Genomic DNA, 17,450 nt, shown 5'->3' on the forward strand with positions numbered 1-17,450 from the left:
CCAAGGACTTGTCATGACGCAGGCCTCGCTGTTCCGCCAGATCACCGACTTCGCCAACCGCGCCGACCCGTATCCGCTGTACGCGGAACTCCGCAAGACACCGGTGCTGCACGAAGAGGACGACGATCCCTACGTCATCAGCTCCTACTGGGACATCGAGGCGCTGCTCCACGATCCGCGGATCAGTTCCGACGCCGCCAATCTGGCCGCCGCCGGGGCCGACGAACTGAGCCAGGCGGAGGAGACGGGAGGGCTGCCGCCGTCGTTCATCCGGCTCGACCCGCCGGAGCACGACCGGCTCAGGCGCATCGCCAACCGGGGCTTCGGGCCGCCGCACCGGCCGCGCCGGGTGGAGAACATGCGGGGTGAGCTGGGCGCCATCGTGGACGGGCTGCTCGACGACCTGAAGGACAAGCGGCAGATCGACCTGGTCGACGACTTCGCCTACCCGTTCCCGGTGACGGTGATCTGCCGGCTGCTCGGCGTGCCCCGGGAGGACGAGCCGCGCTTTCGCACCTGGGTGGACCCGCTGGTCGCGAGCCTTGACCCGGAGACGCGCCTGAACGCCGACGCCGAGTTCGTGAAGACGGCGCAGGAAGCGCGGATGCAACTCGGGATGTACCTGGCCGGACTGGTCGAGCAGCGCACCAGGGAGCCGCAGGACGATCTGCTGTCCGACCTGGTCGGCAGCGGGGGGCCGGACGGCGCCATGACGATGATGGAGGTGCTCAGCACCGCGGTGCTGCTGCTGATCGCCGGTCACGAGACGACGGTCAACCTCATCACCAACGGCATGCTGACCCTGCTGCGGCACCCCGAGGTCCTGCAGCGGCTGCGGGAGGATCCACACCTGTCGGTGCGGATCGTGGAGGAGCTGCTGCGCTACGAGCCGCCCGTGCAGATCGTGCCGCAGCGCACCTGTATCGCCGACATCGAGCTGCGCGGGGTCGTCATCCCGAAGGGCTCACGCATCTGGCTGATGCTGGCCGCGGGCAACCGCGACCCGGATCGGTTCAAGGATCCCGAGCGCTTCGACCCGGACCGTGAGGACATCCAGCACCTGGGGTTCGGCAGCGGCATCCACAGCTGCTTCGGCGCCCCGCTGGCCCGGCTGGAGACCCAGATCGCCCTGTCCGAACTGGCCCGGCGGATGGAGAATCCCCGTCTGGTCGAGGATCCGCCGCCGTACCGGCGCAACGCGGTGCTGCGCGGCCCCCGGCATCTGAACATCGCCTTCGACGGCCTGCGTTGACCGCGCCGGCGGTCCGGTCACCGGCCGAGCCGTCTGAGCTGCACCAGGCCGACCCAGGTCTCGGGTCCTGGCTGGACGTACGCGGCGCGCACCGCGTAGGAGCCCGGCTCCAGCTCGATCCGCACATGCTCCCGGCTCGCCGCGTGACCGCCCGGCCAGGCCGAGTCGAACAGCAGCACCGGGCCGGGCACCCGCCAGTGCACCTCGCTCCCCCACGCCGCCGCATCGAGGGCGGCGGGGACGGTGGCGAGCAGTTCGGCCTCGGAGTTCGCGGCGGACCACCGTACGAAGGTGGCGTAGTGCGGAAGGTAGGAGGTCGAGGCGGGTTCGTCGCCGAACACCAGGGCCGCGCTGTCGCCGACCGGGAGCAGGCCGACGTATCCGTCGACCTCGCACGCCCGGTCGTAGTCGGTGTCGAGTTCCTCGCTGTCGGCGCCCGCCCAGAACGGCAGCACCGTCTCCGGAACGGCTATCAGCGGGCCGCCGCCCGATTCCACCCACTCCAGCGCGCCTGGATCCGCGTATCGAGCCATGGGCAGAGAACCTACACGGGCGGGGGTCAGCAGCCGCACTCGCCTTCGACGGGGGCCGTCAGCGGATCGGCGGAGCGGCGCTCCGGGCCCTGCCGGGTCTCGTAGGCGAAGCCCTCGCGCGCCCAGTACTCGAAGCCGCCCAGCATCTCCTTGACCCGGTAACCGAGTTCGGCGAGGGCGAGGGCGGCACGGGTGGCGCCGTTGCAGCCGGGGCCCCAGCAGTACGTCACCACCGGCACGGACGGGTCGAGGAGCCGCTCGGCCTGCTCGGGGACGAGCGCGGTGGGCAGGTGGATCGCGCCGGGGAGGTGGCCCTGGTCCCACGACGCGGAGGAGCGGGTGTCCACGACGACGAACCCGGGGTCGCCGCCGGCCGCGAGCGCGGCGGCCACGTCGGAGACGTCTGCGTGGAAGGCCAGGCTCGCCCGGAAGTGGGCGGCGGCCTCGGCGGGCGCGGCGGGGGCGACGCGCAGGACGGGGTTCTGGGAGGTCACGGCGTTCTCAGCGGACTTGGTGATCATGACGGGAAATCTACGGCCCGCGCCAGGCCCCCTGAAGTGGGGATCCACGGCATCCCGTTGTGCACGCCGGGGTTTCCCTGCTATCCCTCCGGGATGACCGTGTATTCCCCGGACGCCACCGACTGGCGCATCCTCGAGGTCCTCCAGCGGGACGGACGGGCCAGCTACGCCGAGCTGGCGCGTGCCGTCTCGATGTCGCCGAGCGCCGTCACCGAACGGGTCCGGCGGCTGGAGGAGGCAGGCGTGATCCAGGGGTACGCGGCGGTCGTCGACGCCGAGCGGCTCGGACTGCCGATCCTGGCGTTCGTACGGCTGCGGTACCCGAACGGCAACTACAAGCCGTTCCACGACCTGGTGGCCGCGACGCCCGAGATCCTGGAGGCGCACCATGTGACGGGCGACGACTGCTTCGTCATCAAGGTCGCCGCGCGGTCCATGGCGCATCTGGAGGAGATCTCCGGGAAGATCGGCGCGCTGGGCTCGGTGACCACCAGTGTCGTGTACTCCTCCCCGCTGCCCCGGCGACCGCTCGGACAGTGACCGTCAGCACCGATGCACAGCACCGCGCGATGTGCAATTCCACCGGGATGCGCGTGCGACCAGATGGTGAAATGCTGTGGGTGAGAAGCGGATTCGCGGTGACCGGCAGTGGGATCCCGCCCGACACCCCCAGCCGCCGCGTCTTCACAGCTGCCCACTGAGGCCCGCCGCGGCCTGCGGCAGCGACGCCCCCTCCCTGCCATCGGTTCTGTCCGGAGGCTTCCCATGCCTGAATCCACACACCTGGACCAGATCGACCACCTTGTGGTCCTGATGTTGGAGAACCGCTCGTTCGACCACATGCTGGGATTCCTGTACACCGACGACGGAAACCGGTCACAGTCCGGCGCCCCGTACGAGGGATTGACCGGCGGCGAGTCCAATCCCGATGACAACGGCACAGACGTCACCGTCTTCCGGATCGACCAGACCGTTCCGGGTGCGTACTTCATGCCGGGCGCCAACCCCGGAGAGGGCTATCGGGCCACCAACCACCAGGTGTTCGGCACCGCCACACCCGCCGCGGGGCAGAAACCGACCAACAACGGCTTCGTCACCGACTTCGCCTTCGCCCTCAAACGCCACCAGGAGCGGCACGATTCGGTGTATCCCGGCACAACCACCGCTGACATCATGGGGTGTTTCACCCCGCAAGGGCTGCCGGTGCTGTCCGGTCTGGCCCGCGGTTACGCGGTGTGCGACCACTGGTACAGCTCGGTGCCCACCGAGACGCTGCCCAACCGGGCGTTCACGCTGGCCGGAACGAGTCAGGGCCACATGGACGACCACACGCACACCTTCACCACACCCAGCATCTTCGGCGAGCTCTCCCGCAACCACGTCGAGTGGACCGTCTACGGCTACCACGCCCAGCCGCTCACCCGCGGTGACTTCCCCGACATCGCCGGTGCCGCCGCCACGCACTTCGGCCAGTTCATCGACTTCAAGCAGGCCGCCGCCCAAGGCACCCTGCCCGCCTTCGTGTTCCTCGAGCCCGCCTGGTCGCCCACGGGCAACAGCCAGCACCCCAACTACGACGTGGCTCTCGGCGAGCAGCTGATCCACGACGTGTACTACGCGTTGCGCAACGGTCCCGGGTGGGCCGGAACGCTGCTCGTCGTCACCTATGACGAGCACGGCGGCTGTTACGACCACGTGCCGCCGCCCTCCGGCGCCCAGCCGCCCGACCGGGCGGTGGGCGAGTTCGGCTTCGACTTCACGCGCTTCGGCGTGCGCGTGCCCACCGTGCTGGTGTCCCCGCTGATCGAGTCCGGCACCGTCTTCCGGATCGCCAACGGATCAACGCCCCTGGATCACACGTCGCTGCTCAGGACCGTGGAGGAACGCTGGGGGCTGGACCCGTTGACCGCTCGGGACCGGAACGCCCCCGGCATCGGCGCCGTTCTCACGCTCGGCCGGCCGCGCGACGACGACCCGCTCGACGGCGTCATCGTCCCCACCTCCATCGGAGTCAACCCGGCCCGGGGCGAGACCTCCCACCTCGAGCAGGTTCACGAGGACCTCGTCGCGCGCCGGCTCATCCCGCCGACCTGAGCCACGTCACCCCCCGTACCGTGACCGTAGAAGGACAAGATCGTCATGACGCTACGGAAAGTACCCCTGCACGGCAGCGAACGCGCTCCCTCCCCTGGTGCCGAACGGATCGAAGACGTACCCGACACCCAGCGCATCGACCTCACCCTGTACGTGCGCCGGCGCAGCGGGCTGCCGGCGGAGTACGTCGACACGCTGCGCACCCTCACGGCGGAAGGCCTGTGCGACCAGTACGGAGCGGACCCGGATGATGTAGCCCAGGTGCAGCGCATCGCCGAACGGCACGGCCTGCGGACGGAGACCGACCTGGCCGGCCGCCGGATCTTCCTGTCGGGGACCCTGGGCCAGCTGCGCGAGGTGATCGATCCGGGCATGCTGGAGTACGCCAGCAGCGCCGACCCCCGCACCGGGCGGCCCGTGCGTCACCGGCACCGGGCCGGCGTCCTGCACATCCCCTCCGAGTGGGAGGGCATCGTCACCGGCGTCCTCGGGTTCGACGACCGCCCACAGGCCCGCCCCCACCTCCGCCTGCACGACCGGGCCCACGCGGGCCACTCGTACACCCCGCCCCAACTCGCCGATGCGTACCACTTCCCGCAGAACACCGACGGTACCGGCCAGAGACTGGCGACCCTCGAGCTGGGCGGCGGGTACACCCAGGACGACCTCGACGCGTACTTCACCGGCCTGGGCGTCATCCCCACACCGACGATCGCCGCCCGTGGCATCCACGGTGCCCACAACGCACCGGAGGGAGACCCGAACGGCCCCGACGGAGAGGTCCTGCTGGACATCGACGTCGCCGGCGCCCTGGCGCCCCGCGCCCAGCAGACCGTCTACTTCGCGCCCAACAACGACCGGGCCTTCGCCGACGCCCTGATCACCGCCGTCCATGCCACCCCCACTCCCACGGCCGTGAGCATCAGCTGGGGCAAGAGCGAGGACGCCTGGACCGCGCAGAGCCGCGATGTGTTCGAGCAGGCTCTCGCCGACGCGGCCGCTCTCGGTGTCACCGTATGCGCCGCCAGCGGCGACGAGGGCAGCGGCGACGGCGTACACGACGGTCGGCCGCACGCCGACTTCCCCGCCTCCAGCCCGTTCACGCTCGCCTGCGGTGGCACCCGTCTGGACGCCGACCCCCACACCGGCGAGATCACGTCCGAAGTGGTCTGGCACACCAACGGCGCGGGCACCGGGGGCGGCTTCAGCGACGTTTTCCAACAGCCCGCATGGCAGATCAACGCCATCACGGGCGGCAGCGGCCAGGGACGCGGAATACCCGACGTCTCCGGCAACGCCGATCCCGCCAGCGGATACCTGGTCCGTGTCGACGGCCACCCTGAGGTCATCGGTGGCACAAGCGCCGTGGCACCCCTGTGGGCCGCGCTGGTGTGCCGCCTCGCCCAGGCCCTCGGCCGGCCTCTCGGGCTGCTGCAACCCCTCCTCTACCAGGGTGTGGCAACCCATACGCCTGCCCCCGGCTTCCACGACGTCACCAAGGGGAACAACGGCTCCTACCAGGCCGAGGTCGGCTGGGACGCCTGCACCGGCCTGGGCACACCCGACGGAGAAGAGCTCCTGCGGCGGCTGAGGTCCGTTGTGGGAACGTCGCACCCTTGACCGGCACGACGGATTCCAGGTTCACGACCCGCCCATGTCCCGCTGGAGCAGCGTGGAGCCCGCTCTCGCCTTCACGACCTCCAGCCGGGCGTGGATCCGGCGGCGCAGGTCGGCGACATGGCTGACGATGCCGACGCTGCGGTCCCGCTCCCGGAGTGAGTCGAGGACGTCGAGGACCTCGTCCAGGGTCTGGTCGTCGAGGCTGCCGAAGCCCTCGTCGATGAACAACGTGTCCAGGCAGACGCCGCCGGCCTCGTCGGTGACGACGTCCGCGAGGCCGAGGGCCAGGGCGAGCGAGGCGAAGAAGGTCTCGCCGCCGGACAGGGTGGCGGTGTCGCGTTCGCGTCCGGTCCAGGCGTCGACCACGTGCAGCCCGAGTCCGCTGCGGCCGCGGCCGGTGCGGTCGTCGGAGTGGACGAGGGTGTAGCGGCCCGACGACATGCGCTGCAGGCGTGCGGTCGCGGCGGCGGCGACCTGCTCCAGGCGGGCCGCCAGCACATACGACTCCAGGCGCATCTTGCGTTCGTTGTCGGCGGAGGTGCCCGCGGTGAGGGAGGCGAGCCGGGCCACCCGGTCGTACTCCTCGCGAAGCGGGGCGAGCCCCCGTACGGCCTCGGTGGCGCGCGCGGAGAGGCGGTCGAGCTCGGCGCTGCAGCGGGCCGCCGCGTCGCGCGCGGAGGCCGCCTCGCGCAGCCGGTGTTCGGCCGTGGCCGCCGTACGCTCGGCCGTGGCCGGGTCGGCGGGCGGACGCTGGGCGGCGGCCACGGTGTCGGCCTCCGCCAGCGCCGCGCGTACGGCGGCCTCCTCCGTCTGCCAGGCGTCCAGGCGGTGCTGCAGCTCGCGGTGGGCGGCGGGGTCCAGGAGGGCGTCGGCCGCGGCCTGCGGGGTGTCGAAACCGGCGCGGTAGGCGGCGTCGGCGAGGCGGGCATCGGCGTCCTTCAGACGCTGGGCGGTGTTCTCGGCGGTGCGCGCGGCGTCGGCGGCCTCGGTCAGCAGCGCCACCTGCCGCTCCAGCTGTGCGGCACGCGCGGCCACGCTGCCCGAGCCGCCACGCGCCGTGGCCAGCTCAGCCTCCAGTTGGGCCTGTTCACGCTCCAGGGTCTCGCGCCTGGTGAGCCGGGAGGCGGCCCGTACGGCGGCCTGCTGGCGGTCGGCGAGGCGCTGCTCGCGCTCGCGCTCGGCGCGCCGCAGCTCCTCGTGGGCGGCGTGCAGCGCGGAGGCGTCGCGCCGGGCGCGGGCGTACTCCTGCTCCAACGCGGCGGCCGACGCCTCGAGTTGCGCGGTGGGCTGGTCGCCGGCCTCGGCGGTGGCGGCGGCCAGGGCCTCACGGACGACGCCGAGGCGCCGTTCGTCCTCGGTGTGCCGGGCGTCGGCCTGCTGCCAGGCCTGGTGGGCCCGGTCCTCGGTCTCGCGGTCGACGTGGCCTTCGACCTTGCGGGCCGGTGCGGGGTGTGCGGTGGCTCCGCAGACGGCGCAGGGCTCGCCGTCGGTGAGGTGGGCGGCCAGCTCGGCGGCGATGCCGTTCAGGCGCTGTTCCTTGAGGTCGAGCCAGTGGGCGCGGGTGTCGAGGGTGCGCTGTCCGGAGGCTCGCGCGCGCTGCCGGGCCTGCTCCAGGTCCGCGGCCAGCCGGTCCCGGGTGCGGGCCGCGTCCAGGCGCCTGCGCATCGGTTCCCGCTGGACGGCGAGCTGTTCGGCGCGGGTGGCGGCCTCCTGGGCGGAGTCGACGCGCGACTGCAGCACCGTGCGGGTGGTGTCCCACTCGGCGAGCCAGGCCTCGGCCTCGCGGAGCACGTCCTCGTCGGCGCGCTCCTGCCGGTCGAGCCCGGACCGCTCCTCGGCCACCTCGGTGAGCCGCCGCTCGGCGCGCCGGGCCGCGTCCAGACCGCCCAGCTCCTCGGCGGCCCGGCGGGCGGCGGAGGCGAGTCCGCCCGGGTCCGCGTCGGTGTAGGAGTCGGGGAGCAGGCCACGCGCGCGTGCCTCGGTCCGGTCCGCCCTGCGGTGCTCCTCCTCGGCTGCCTCGCGCAGTTCCAGCGCGGGCGCGACCGCCTCCGCCTTGCGGGCCCGTTCCATGCGCTGCCGGTCCTCGCGGTGGGCGCCGGACCGCTCCTGGAGCCGCTCGGCGCGCTGCCGGGCCTCGGCGAACCGGCGTTGCAGCCGGGCGAGTTCGCGCACCTCCTCCAGGGCGTGCCGGGTCTCGGCGTGGGCGGACTCGGCGGCGGCGAGGCGGCAGTGGGCGACGGTCAGGCGTTCTTGGGCGGTGGCGCGGGCGACGGCGGCGGCGCCGAGCACGGCCTCGGCCAGGCCCGGATCGCCGGGGGCCAGCTCCGGCAGCTCCATGGCGTCGCCGGCCTCCTGCTGCATGCGGTGGGCGTCGGCGAGGAGTGCCGCGTCGCCCTCACGCACGCGTGCCTCGGTGGCGCGGCGGCGTTCGGCGAGGCGCTTCTCCACGTCGGCGAACCGCTGGGTGTCGAAGAGGCGGCCCAGCAGCCGGCCGCGGGCCTCGGCGTCGGCGCGCAGGAACCGGGCGAAGTCGCCCTGGGGCAGCAGCACCACCTGGCAGAACTGCTCGCGGCTCATCCCGAGCAGCTGGGTGATCTCCTCGCCGATCTCCTGGTGGGAGCGGCTGCGGTCCTTCCAGGCACCGGCCGTGGCGTCGTACTCGCGCAGCCAGGTCTGGGCCTTGTCGACGGTGGTGCCCTTGCCGCGCAGCTTGCGCCGCTCCCACGGCGGCTGCCGGGTGATCTCCAGGCGGCGGCCGGCGACGGTGAGGTCGAGGCGGACCTCGGTGCGGGTGCGCGGCTCGGCGTGGTCGCTGCGCAGGTGCATGCCCTGGCCGCTCTGCCGGGCGCCGGGGACGGAGCCGTACAGGGCGTAGCAGACGGCGTCCAGGACGGAGGTCTTGCCGGCGCCGGTGGGGCCGTGCAGCAGGAACAGTCCGGCGGCGGACAGGGAGTCGAAGTCGACACTCTGGGAGCCGCCGAAGGGCCCGAAGGCGGTGATGTCGAGCCGGTGCAGCCTCACCGGGCCACCTCCCGTACGGCGGCGTCGGCGCGCACGGCGTCGAACGCCTCCCGGAGGACGGCGGCCTCCCGCTCGTCGGGCCCGGCGCCGCGTACATGGGCGACGAAGTCCTGGGCGATCTGCTGGTCGCTGCGGCCGGCGAGGCGCCGGGCGTACGACGCCTGGGGATCGTCCGGGGCGCGCTCTGGGGCGAAGACCAGGCTGAGGGTGTGCGGGAAACGCTCGGTGAGCCGGGCCATGGGGTCGGCGGGCCGGACCGCGTCGGTGAGGGTGGCCTCGACCCAGGCGTCCTCGTGGCGGGCCAGCTCCGGGTCGGCGAGCAGGTCCTCCAGGGTGCCGCGGAGGCGGGCCAGCGGGCGGGGCACCGGGCAGTCGAGGCGCTCTGCGGTCACGGCGCCGTCGGCTGCCAGGTCGACGAGCCACATGCTCTTGCGGTGGCCGGCCTCGGAGAAGGAGTAGGCGAGCGGCGAGCCGGAGTAGCGCACGCGCTCGGTGATGGTCTGGCAGCCGTGCAGATGCCCGAGTGCCACATAGCCGACACCGTCGAAGACCCCGGCCGGTACGGCGGCGATGCCGCCGACGGTGATGTCCCGCTCGCTGTCGCTGGCCTGGCCGCCGGTGACGAAGGCGTGTGCGAGGACGACCGAGCGGGTGCCCGGGGCACGGGTGGCGAGGTCGGCGCGGACACGGTCCATGGCGGCGGTCAGTACGGCCTCATGGCCGGCCTTCTCCACCCCGAACTCGTCCTTCACCAGGGCCGGTTCGAGGTACGGCAGGCCGTAGAAGGCGACGTCGCCATGGGTGTCGGCCAGTACGACCGGGGTGCCCGCGGCGGACGGCTCGGTGCGCAGGTGGATGCCGGCGCGGTCGATGAGTCCGGCGCCGACGCCGAGCCGGCGGGCCGAGTCGTGGTTGCCGGAGATCATCACCGTGGGCACGCCGAGGTCCGCGAGGCGGTGCAGGGCGTCGTCGAACAGTTCGACGGCGGCGAGCGGGGGCACCGCGCGGTCGTACACATCGCCCGACACGACCACCGCGTCCACGTCGCGCTCGCGCACGGTGGTGACGAGGTGACCGATGAACTCGGCCTGGGCCCCGAGCATGTTCACCCGGTGGAAGGCCCGGCCCAGATGCCAGTCGGACGTGTGCAGAAGTCTCATGATTCCCCGAGATTAACGGCCGGGTCTGACATCACGGGCGGTTACTCCCGTCTTCGTCTCGTCACCCTCTCCTCTCGTGTCCGCGCGGCCCGCGGCCCCGGCGCCGCGTGGAACGAACCGAACCAAGCCACCAATCACGGTGCCCATGTGCCGCTTTCAAGCCATCGCCGTCGGCCCGGACGAACCCCCGAGGAGCGGTCTCCTCGCTGCACGGCGCATCAGGTTCGGTGTCTTTCGGCCAATGTGAGAAGAAGCACTCCGGGGCCCGTTCGGCGTCGCCTAGATTGACTGCCCTGTTCGGGCTGGATTTCGGGGGGATCGGCATGGATCCGGTGACGGCCGTGGCAGCGGCGGGCGTGGCGCTCGTGGTCAAGGGAGCGCTGGAGACGGCGGGGCAGGAGGCCGGCCGTTCCGGCTGGGCCGGAGGGGCCCGCCTGGTGGAACGGATCCGCGCGCGGTTCCGGGGTGACACGGGCGCGGAGAACGCCCTGGACCGGCTCACCGCCGCGCCGGAGGACGAGAGCGCCCAGCAGGCCCTGGAGCGGCAGCTCGCCGCGCACATGCTGCTCGACGCGGACTTCGAGGCGGAGATACGGCGGTGTGTCGACGAGGCCGTGGCCGCCCAGGGCCGGTCCGGAGCCCAGATCAGCGCCGCACTCATCAAGAACGCCCAGGTGTTCAACGGCAAGGTCGAAGTCCAGGGGGACTGGACGACGTCGTAGCGCCGCCGCTGTCGCCCCGGGGACCGGGCGCCCGTCGTACGGCATCCGTCCGGCGCCCCCTCCCTCCGCACATGGCCCCGGGCACGCGCGAGCGTGCCGGGTGTCCGCCCTGTGCCCCACGGCCACCCGTCGACCGCACCTGCAGATTTCGAAGGCCGAAGAAACCAGATCATGAGCGAGGACAGCCCCTCCACGAGCCCCCGGCCCGCAGCCGGCGCCGCGGACCGCCCGGCCGATCCGCCACGGCACAAGGACGGCGAACTGGCCAAGCGGGACCCGGACACGGACACGCATGCGGCGGAGCACGGGAAGGACGACAAGGCTCGGGACACCGAGCCCCCGGCCCCACGCAGGGACGCGGAGGAGCACGACGGCCCGGTCAGCGAGCAGGAGGCGCTGCGCTCCCTGGCCGAGGGCAGCGGCCGTGACGACGCCGAGCGGTCCGAGGCGCTGCGCGCCGGAGCCATTGCCGACGAGATCGCCCGGCGGCTGAACGCCGACACCTCCGGGACCCGTATCGGCACACTCGCGCTGTTCAACGCGGACGTGAGCTTCGGCGGCGGCTTCCACACCGGCGGCCGGGCCGGCGGGGCGCGGCCGGGTGGTGTCTCCGTGCTCGCCGTGGACGCGAGCGACGTCGCCGATCACACCGAGCTGTTCGTCGCCCCCGAGGGCTACGGCGAGGCACTGGACGCCCTGTGCGAGCAGCGGGTGCTGGTGCTCACCGCCGCGCCGGGCAGCGGCCGGGAGGCCGTCGCGGTGAACCTGCTGGGGGAAGCCCTGGCCATGGACGGCGGCGGTGCGGGCTGCCACCGGCTGCTGAGACCCGCGGCCGTGCTGGAGCCGGGGTGGGAACCGCCCGTGAAGAACTCCGGATACCTCGCGGCACTCGACGACGGGCCCGGCGTCGACGACTCGTTCGCCGCCGCGTTCCTCGGTGGGCACACCGGCGGCACGGCCCAGTGGGCCGCGATCGTGGCCGCGCTGCGCGCCTCCGGGTGCTTCCTGGTCCTGACCGGCGGTCATGACCTGGACGTGCTCGCGGCAGCGCCCGGCGGCGACCAGGTGGCCCGGCACGCGCTCGTCCCGGTCGACCCGCTGGCCGTCGTCGAACGGCGGGTGCTCGGCCACGGCGGCACCCCGGACGCGTACGCCGACCTGCACGGGCTGCTGGAGCGCACCGGTGCCGCGACGGCGCTACGGGAACAGCCCGCGGCCCGCAACGCCGCCCGGCTCGCCTCCGTGATCCGCGCGGACGGCGATGTGACCGCCGAGGTGGCCCGGCTGCGCGACCCGAGCGAACAGGTGCGGGCCTGGTTCAACCGGTACCGCGCCCCGGACGCGGTGGCCTTCGCGCTGGCCGCCGCCGTGCTGGAGGAGTGCGGCTACCTCACCGTCGCGGACGCCGCGGTGAGGCTGCGGGCGGCCCTCGTCGAACCCGAAGTCGCCCCGCCCGACGTCCGGTTCGCAGACCGGCTCGGCCACGAGCAGCAGTGGATCCGGCTCGACGCGCCCGGCGAGGGCGGCTTCGCCCCGCCGCGCGTCCGGTTCCGCAACTCGCTGCTGGGGCAGGCCATCCTGACCTACGCCTGGAACCTGCTGGACGGACGCCGCGAGTCCGTGCTCGGCTGGCTGCGCGGCCTGCTGACCCATCGTGACCTGGAGGTGCGGGCCCGGGCCGCGGTCGCGGCCGGCGTGCTGGCACTGACCGATCCGCACTACGCGGTGCACCGCTTCCTGACGACCTGGGCGGGCAGTACCTCCTGGCCGCTGCGGCAGGCCGCCGCCACCGCGCTGGGCGTGGCGGGCAGCCGGCCCGAGACGGCGGAGGCGGTGTGGGAGCTGCTGCACCAGTGGGCGCGCGGCGACGCCTCCGCCCATCAGCGCCGTCTGGCCGGCACAGCGGCGAACGCGGTGGGCGGGCTCCTCGGCCGGGCCGCCCCGGACCGGGCCGTGGCCGTCCTGCGCAGCGCGCTGGACCGGGAGGACGACTGGGGCACCCTGCCGTCGGTGGCATGGGGCGGCGTCCACCTCGTCCACCAGGGCCAGACCTCTGCGGTCCTCAAGGCCTACCTGGACTGGTCCGAGCCGCAGGACCTGTCCCCGATGGTCGTCAAGTCGCTGTCGGCGTTCGTGTTCGCGGTGTCCCAGCCGTACGAGGAGCCGGTCATCGACACCGCCGACGACCGCGGCCACGCGCGCGTACCGGGCGTACCCGTGCTGCTCAGCGACCTGCCGCGGCACCACGACCGGCTGGCCGAACTCTGGGCGCGTGCCCTGGCCCGCCGGCCGGTCCAGGATTCCGCGCTGCAGGCCCTGCACGCGTGGATCGACGTCTATGCCGGCAGATGCCCTGGTTCCCTCGACGCCATCGGCGCGCTGCTGGCGTCCGTCGCCCGCCGGCCCGGACGGCACGGCGAGCGGCTCACCTGGTGGCTGGAGAGGTGGGCCCGCGACCGCGAGAAGCCCTCAGCGGGCGCCGCCCGCCTGCTGCGCACACTCGGCCGGGCCCGGTGAGAACCACCGCGCCGACGCACTCCGCAACAGCACGGAAAGGAGAGGGGGAGACATGCAGGAAGAGACCTACGACCCGGTTCTGAGCAGCGACGACGTGCCCAAGTGGCGGCTGGTGAACCCCTTGCGGCCGCCGGCTCCCGGCCGGGCCCTGGTCCTCGTCCGGGACAGCGGCCCTTCGCTGACCATCCGCAGCGGTGAGGAGATCCCCTCGGCGCGGTTCGGGGCGTACCGCAGCGTGTTCGCCATCGACATGACCGAACACCGGCTGGTCCTGGACATCCCGCTGCTCAGCCGCGACCCCACGTTCTCGTTCCGCAGTCGCGTGGACCTCGTGTGCCGGGTCGCCGACCCCGCCCAGGTGGTCGCCCGCGGCATCCGCGACATGAGCGGTGCGCTCTACGGCCATCTGCGCAAGGTGCTGCAGTCGGTCGCCCGGGACTACGACATCGCAGAGTTCCACCAGACGGAGACGGCGCTCAACGCGGCCCTGGCCGGGTTCAGCGGCGACGACGCGATCCGGCTGCGCAACATCCAGACGGAACTCCTCGTCGACGAGGACGAGATCGCCACCAGCGGGCGCGAGTTCCGGGACGTCGTACGCGAGACCCGGCTGGAGGGCATGCGCCGCAGACGGCACCTGGACATGATCCGCGAGGAGGGCGTCGACGGGCTGATCGCCGGGATCATGGAGAAGGAGGGCCCGCGCGCCGCCCTCGCCTGGATCGAGAAGGCCGAGGCGGAGAAGCGTGAGGTCCGGCGTGAGGTGATGCGCATGGTCCTGGAACGCGGCGACGCGGACCGGGAGCCATTCGAGCAGGCGGAGCTGGAGCGCGCCGTGCTGGAGGAGGTCCTGCGGGACGGCGACGGCCTGTTCGACACGGCCGCCCGGCGGGGGCGGTTACGCGGCAGCCTCGCCCGCGCACTGGAGCCGGGCACCGGCGACCACGACGAAGACCGGGGCGGGCCCGGCGGGGAGCGCGGGACGCTCAAGGGGGAGGTCCTGCGCGAGCGGTACGACGACGGCGACGGAGCCGCCGAACGTGCCCACCGGCGGGACGAGGGCACCTCGGGCTCGCGGCTGTCCGGCACCGGCAGCCGCCGTCCCCGCCCGGAGAGGCCCGCGGGGCCGCCTGAGGACGAGCCGCTGCCGGGCAGCGCGGGAGGACGGGCGGCCGACGACCGTGGCAGGGGAACGGACCGTCGCGACGGGCGCCGTACGGACCGCGATGCGACAGCCGACGACCGCCGTACGGACCGCGATGCGACAGCCGACCACCGCCGTACGGACCGCGATGCGACAGCCGACCACCGCGACGACCGGGCCACGACAGCCGACCACCGCACCGACGGCAGCACGGGGGACCGTCCCGGTGCCCGGGGCACCGGAGGCCGGGCGGCCGGTGACCGGGCCGGCACCCGCGCCGACGACGGTGCGGCCGAGCGCCGTACGGACGGCACCGCCCCCAGGGTGAGCCGTGTACGCGGGACCGCCAAGCGGCGCCGCCCGGACACGTCCGACAGCAACGGGGAGCGTCGATGACGGGCCACCAGGAGCACACCGCGCAGCCCCCGGCCCCGTTCGGGGCACCGGCACGAGTCGCCGCCCAGCCGCCGCCCCCGGCCGCACGCGCACTGTCCCTCCCCGCCGGCTCCCCACCGGACGGGCCGTGGCCCGGACCCGACGGCGGACCGGCCGGCCGGCCACGGATCTGGGGCGTGGACCACGACCGGATGGGGCTGCTGGCGATGTCCGTGTGGACCGAGCGGGTGCCGGGGCGAGGCGAGGACGCGGAGCCGTTCGTCGCCCATCACATGGACAGTGACCAGGGCATGCTCGCCGTCTTCGACGGATCGGGCGGCGCCGGCGCCGCTCCCGTGTGGCAGGCGGCCGACGGGGAGAGCCGCACCGGCGCCTGGGTGGGCGCGCGGGTGGCCCGGCTGGCCACGGACCACTGGTTCCACGACGTCGTGGCGGAGGGCGAACCGGCAACGGCGGAGACCCTGCGCACATATCTGCAGTTCTTCCTCGGCTACGCCCCGCAGCGCCGCAGCAAGATCAGCGGCACCATGCGCCGCCAGCTGCCCACCACCCTCGCGGCCGTGCACTACCGCCTGGTGCGCCCGCAGAGCGAGCTGCAGCTGGAGCTGCAACCGCTGTGGGCCGGTGACTCGCGCGCGTACGTGCTGCGTCCCGGCACGGGGCTGCAGGTGGTCACCCGCGACCACACCCGGGAGAGCGACGCCCTGGAACTGCTGCGCACGGACCCTCCGATGACCAATCTGGTGTGCGCGGACCGGGACTTCGAGATCGACGGCCAGCGGCTGATCCATCCGCTGCCGTGTGTGCTGGTGACGGCGACCGACGGGTTCTTCGGCTATGTGCACACCCCCGCCGACTTCGAGGGCCTGCTGCTGAGCACCCTGCACGACGCCGGGACGGTCATGGAGTGGGCCGATCTCATCCGCCGGGCGGTACAGGCCTGCACCGCGGACGACGCCTCTCTGGCCCTCGTGGCACTCGGCTACCGCGGCTTCGAGGATCTGCGCGAGCAGTTCGCCCCGCGTCTGGAGGAGCTGACCGACCGGTATGTCCGAACCCGGCCACGGGGCCTGGACCGGCTCTCTCCCGGCGGCGCGGCCGGGCCCGGCCCCGCCGCCGCGCCGGAGGATCTCGCGGACCTGCCGGCCCGGGTCCGTACCTGGCAGGACAGCACCTGGCACACCTACCGCCCCGGCTACGAGACCCATCTGCCTCCGGCACTCGAGGAGCACGCATGAAGAAGGGCGACGTCATAGCGGGCTACCGCATCGTCAGCGAGCCCACGAACGCCAACGGCGGCAAATGCATATGGGCGTTCGCCGAGAAGGGACGTGACCAGTACTTCGTCAAGCGCTTCCTGGAGCCCAAGCGGCCCCGCGACGACGCGACCGACTCACCGAGCCTGCGGATCCGGCGACAGCTGGCCCGCGAGTTCGAGGACCGGCACCGCACGATCATGGAGCGGCTCCGCCCGGACGCACGCGGCGGCGGCAACCTGGTGCTGGCCACCGACTTCTTCCACGAGGGCAGCACCTACTACAAGGTCACCGAGCGGATCGACACCACCAGCCTGGAGAAGCCCCAGGGCCTGGAGCCGCGCAACAAGATGGTGCTGCTCAAGACGCTGGGCAACAGTCTGAAACAGCTGCACGACATCGACGTCGTGCACGGCGACCTCAAGCCGCTGAACGTGCTGGTGCAGAAACGGGACGGCGCCGCGTTCCACACGGCGAAGCTGATCGACTTCGACGACTCCTACGTCTCGGGCAAGCCGCCGGAGCCGGACGACATCGCGGGCGACTCGGTGTACGGCGCCCCGGAGTGGCGCCGCTACATGCAGCGCGACGACTCGGTCGGCCCCCAGCACCTGACCTGCGCGGTGGACGTCTTCGCGCTCGGGCTGATGACCCACCTGTACCTGACGGGCGAACTGCCGCACCACGACAGCCGGTACGGCTCGCCGGCCGACGCCGTCAACGCGGGCGAGCACCTCGACCTGGACACCCGGCTGCCGGACGACATGCTCGGCCTGCTGCGCGCCATGACCGCCCGTGCGCCGGGCAGCCGCCCACGGATCGCGACGTTCCTCAAGACGCTGTCCGACCCGAAGGTGTGCACCCTGCAGCATCGCCGCCCCGGGAGCGCCAAGGGCAGGACCCCGGCGGGCACGCCCGCTGCGGCGCCCGGACCCGCGAAGCCCTCCGCTCCGGGGGCACGCACCAGCCGGATCAAGGCCAAGAACCTCACCTCGACAGCGCGCCCCGGTGCCAGGACGCCTCCGCCGGAGCGGCCCCGCACGCCCGCTGAGGCCGACAGACCCGCGCCCGCCTCGGCACCCGCGACGCCCACACCACCCCCACCCCCACCGCCGGCCCCCGAGGCCCCGGCGGAACGCACCTCCCGCGTGCGGATCAACCTCGGCGACCGGCGCCCTCGCCCCGGCTCGTCCTGACGCCCGGCGCCCACAGCG

Annotated in this window: 13 protein-coding genes; 9 read left to right on the plus strand and 4 right to left on the minus strand. The window is 73.2% G+C overall.

The genetic code is table 11. The features are described from left to right. Window positions 1-13 precede the first annotated feature (13 nt). The gene (locus ACZ7GZ_RS18580; protein ID WP_471025248.1) at window positions 14-1,252 is read left to right on the plus strand and encodes a cytochrome P450; all 1,239 of its coding nucleotides are present in this window, start codon (window positions 14-16) and stop codon (window positions 1,250-1,252) included. A gap of 17 nt (window positions 1,253-1,269) precedes the next feature. Here the strand turns inward: ACZ7GZ_RS18580 and ACZ7GZ_RS18585 are convergent, their stop codons facing one another. Both ACZ7GZ_RS18585 and ACZ7GZ_RS18590 read right to left on the minus strand, forming a co-directional pair. After that, window positions 1,270-1,785, minus strand: coding sequence for an immunity 21 family protein (locus ACZ7GZ_RS18585; RefSeq protein WP_471025250.1), 516 nt, complete (start codon window positions 1,783-1,785; stop codon window positions 1,270-1,272). A 26-nt stretch (window positions 1,786-1,811) separates the two neighbouring features. Further along, complete coding sequence (locus tag ACZ7GZ_RS18590; protein ID WP_471025252.1) at window positions 1,812-2,306, minus strand: rhodanese-like domain-containing protein; 495 nt, start codon at window positions 2,304-2,306, stop codon at window positions 1,812-1,814. A gap of 93 nt (window positions 2,307-2,399) precedes the next feature. Between ACZ7GZ_RS18590 and ACZ7GZ_RS18595 the strand changes: the two genes are divergently transcribed. The 3 genes from ACZ7GZ_RS18595 to ACZ7GZ_RS18605 all read left to right on the plus strand — a co-directional run bounded on the left by ACZ7GZ_RS18595 (window position 2,400) and on the right by ACZ7GZ_RS18605 (window position 6,020). Beyond that, window positions 2,400-2,846 (plus strand): Lrp/AsnC family transcriptional regulator, encoded by a 447-nt coding sequence (locus ACZ7GZ_RS18595; RefSeq protein ID WP_471025254.1) that lies wholly within the window; start codon window positions 2,400-2,402, stop codon window positions 2,844-2,846. 225 nt (window positions 2,847-3,071) lie between these two features. Beyond that, the gene (locus ACZ7GZ_RS18600; RefSeq protein WP_471025256.1) at window positions 3,072-4,400 is read left to right on the plus strand and encodes an alkaline phosphatase family protein; all 1,329 of its coding nucleotides are present in this window, start codon (window positions 3,072-3,074) and stop codon (window positions 4,398-4,400) included. Window positions 4,401-4,445: 45 nt separating this feature from the next. After that, window positions 4,446-6,020, plus strand: a complete 1,575-nt coding sequence (locus ACZ7GZ_RS18605; RefSeq protein WP_471025257.1) for a S53 family peptidase — start codon at window positions 4,446-4,448, stop codon at window positions 6,018-6,020. 21 nt (window positions 6,021-6,041) lie between these two features. Here ACZ7GZ_RS18605 and ACZ7GZ_RS18610 read toward each other — a convergent pair whose 3' ends face one another. Both ACZ7GZ_RS18610 and ACZ7GZ_RS18615 read right to left on the minus strand, forming a co-directional pair. Continuing rightward, entirely contained in the window at window positions 6,042-9,041 is a 3,000-nt protein-coding gene (locus ACZ7GZ_RS18610) for an AAA family ATPase (RefSeq protein WP_471025258.1), read from the minus strand. Then, window positions 9,038-10,201 (minus strand): exonuclease SbcCD subunit D, encoded by a 1,164-nt coding sequence (locus tag ACZ7GZ_RS18615; RefSeq protein WP_471025260.1) that lies wholly within the window; start codon window positions 10,199-10,201, stop codon window positions 9,038-9,040. The genes ACZ7GZ_RS18610 and ACZ7GZ_RS18615 overlap by 4 nt, the downstream gene beginning before the upstream one ends. A 323-nt stretch (window positions 10,202-10,524) precedes the next feature. Here ACZ7GZ_RS18615 and ACZ7GZ_RS18620 point away from each other — a divergent pair, with 323 nt between their 5' ends. From ACZ7GZ_RS18620 to ACZ7GZ_RS18640, 5 genes are all read left to right on the plus strand, one after another. Continuing rightward, on the plus strand, window positions 10,525-10,923 hold the full coding sequence (locus ACZ7GZ_RS18620; protein WP_471025261.1) for a hypothetical protein: 399 nt from the start codon (window positions 10,525-10,527) through the stop codon (window positions 10,921-10,923). 171 nt (window positions 10,924-11,094) lie between these two features. Further along, window positions 11,095-13,440 (plus strand): hypothetical protein, encoded by a 2,346-nt coding sequence (locus tag ACZ7GZ_RS18625; protein ID WP_471025262.1) that lies wholly within the window; start codon window positions 11,095-11,097, stop codon window positions 13,438-13,440. A gap of 52 nt (window positions 13,441-13,492) precedes the next feature. Continuing rightward, the gene (locus ACZ7GZ_RS18630) at window positions 13,493-14,980 is read left to right on the plus strand and encodes a hypothetical protein (protein ID WP_471025263.1); all 1,488 of its coding nucleotides are present in this window, start codon (window positions 13,493-13,495) and stop codon (window positions 14,978-14,980) included. After that, entirely contained in the window at window positions 14,977-16,218 is a 1,242-nt protein-coding gene (locus ACZ7GZ_RS18635; protein WP_471025265.1) for a PP2C family protein-serine/threonine phosphatase, read from the plus strand. The genes ACZ7GZ_RS18630 and ACZ7GZ_RS18635 overlap by 4 nt, the downstream gene beginning before the upstream one ends. After that, entirely contained in the window at window positions 16,215-17,432 is a 1,218-nt protein-coding gene (locus tag ACZ7GZ_RS18640) for a protein kinase domain-containing protein (protein ID WP_471025267.1), read from the plus strand. The genes ACZ7GZ_RS18635 and ACZ7GZ_RS18640 overlap by 4 nt, the downstream gene beginning before the upstream one ends. The last annotated feature ends 18 nt before the right edge of the window (window positions 17,433-17,450 follow it).

This window comes from Streptomyces sp. NPDC037288 (assembly GCF_055603265.1).

Excerpts from the sequence above, each read along its gene's own strand:
- ACZ7GZ_RS18620 (WP_471025261.1), top strand. The coding sequence starts at position 10,525 with ATGGATCCGGTGACGGCCGTGGCAGCGGCGGGCGTGGCGCTCGTGGTC.
- ACZ7GZ_RS18605 (WP_471025257.1), top strand. The coding sequence starts at position 4,446 with ATGACGCTACGGAAAGTACCCCTGCACGGCAGCGAACGCGCTCCCTCC.
- ACZ7GZ_RS18595 (WP_471025254.1), top strand. The coding sequence starts at position 2,400 with ATGACCGTGTATTCCCCGGACGCCACCGACTGGCGCATCCTCGAGGTC.
- ACZ7GZ_RS18580 (WP_471025248.1), top strand. The coding sequence starts at position 14 with ATGACGCAGGCCTCGCTGTTCCGCCAGATCACCGACTTCGCCAACCGC.
- ACZ7GZ_RS18635 (WP_471025265.1), top strand. The coding sequence starts at position 14,977 with ATGACGGGCCACCAGGAGCACACCGCGCAGCCCCCGGCCCCGTTCGGG.
- ACZ7GZ_RS18630 (WP_471025263.1), top strand. The coding sequence starts at position 13,493 with ATGCAGGAAGAGACCTACGACCCGGTTCTGAGCAGCGACGACGTGCCC.
- ACZ7GZ_RS18615 (WP_471025260.1), bottom strand. The coding sequence starts at position 10,201 with ATGAGACTTCTGCACACGTCCGACTGGCATCTGGGCCGGGCCTTCCAC.
- ACZ7GZ_RS18585 (WP_471025250.1), bottom strand. The coding sequence starts at position 1,785 with ATGGCTCGATACGCGGATCCAGGCGCGCTGGAGTGGGTGGAATCGGGC.
- ACZ7GZ_RS18640 (WP_471025267.1), top strand. The coding sequence starts at position 16,215 with ATGAAGAAGGGCGACGTCATAGCGGGCTACCGCATCGTCAGCGAGCCC.
- ACZ7GZ_RS18590 (WP_471025252.1), bottom strand. The coding sequence starts at position 2,306 with ATGATCACCAAGTCCGCTGAGAACGCCGTGACCTCCCAGAACCCCGTC.
- ACZ7GZ_RS18625 (WP_471025262.1), top strand. The coding sequence starts at position 11,095 with ATGAGCGAGGACAGCCCCTCCACGAGCCCCCGGCCCGCAGCCGGCGCC.
- ACZ7GZ_RS18600 (WP_471025256.1), top strand. The coding sequence starts at position 3,072 with ATGCCTGAATCCACACACCTGGACCAGATCGACCACCTTGTGGTCCTG.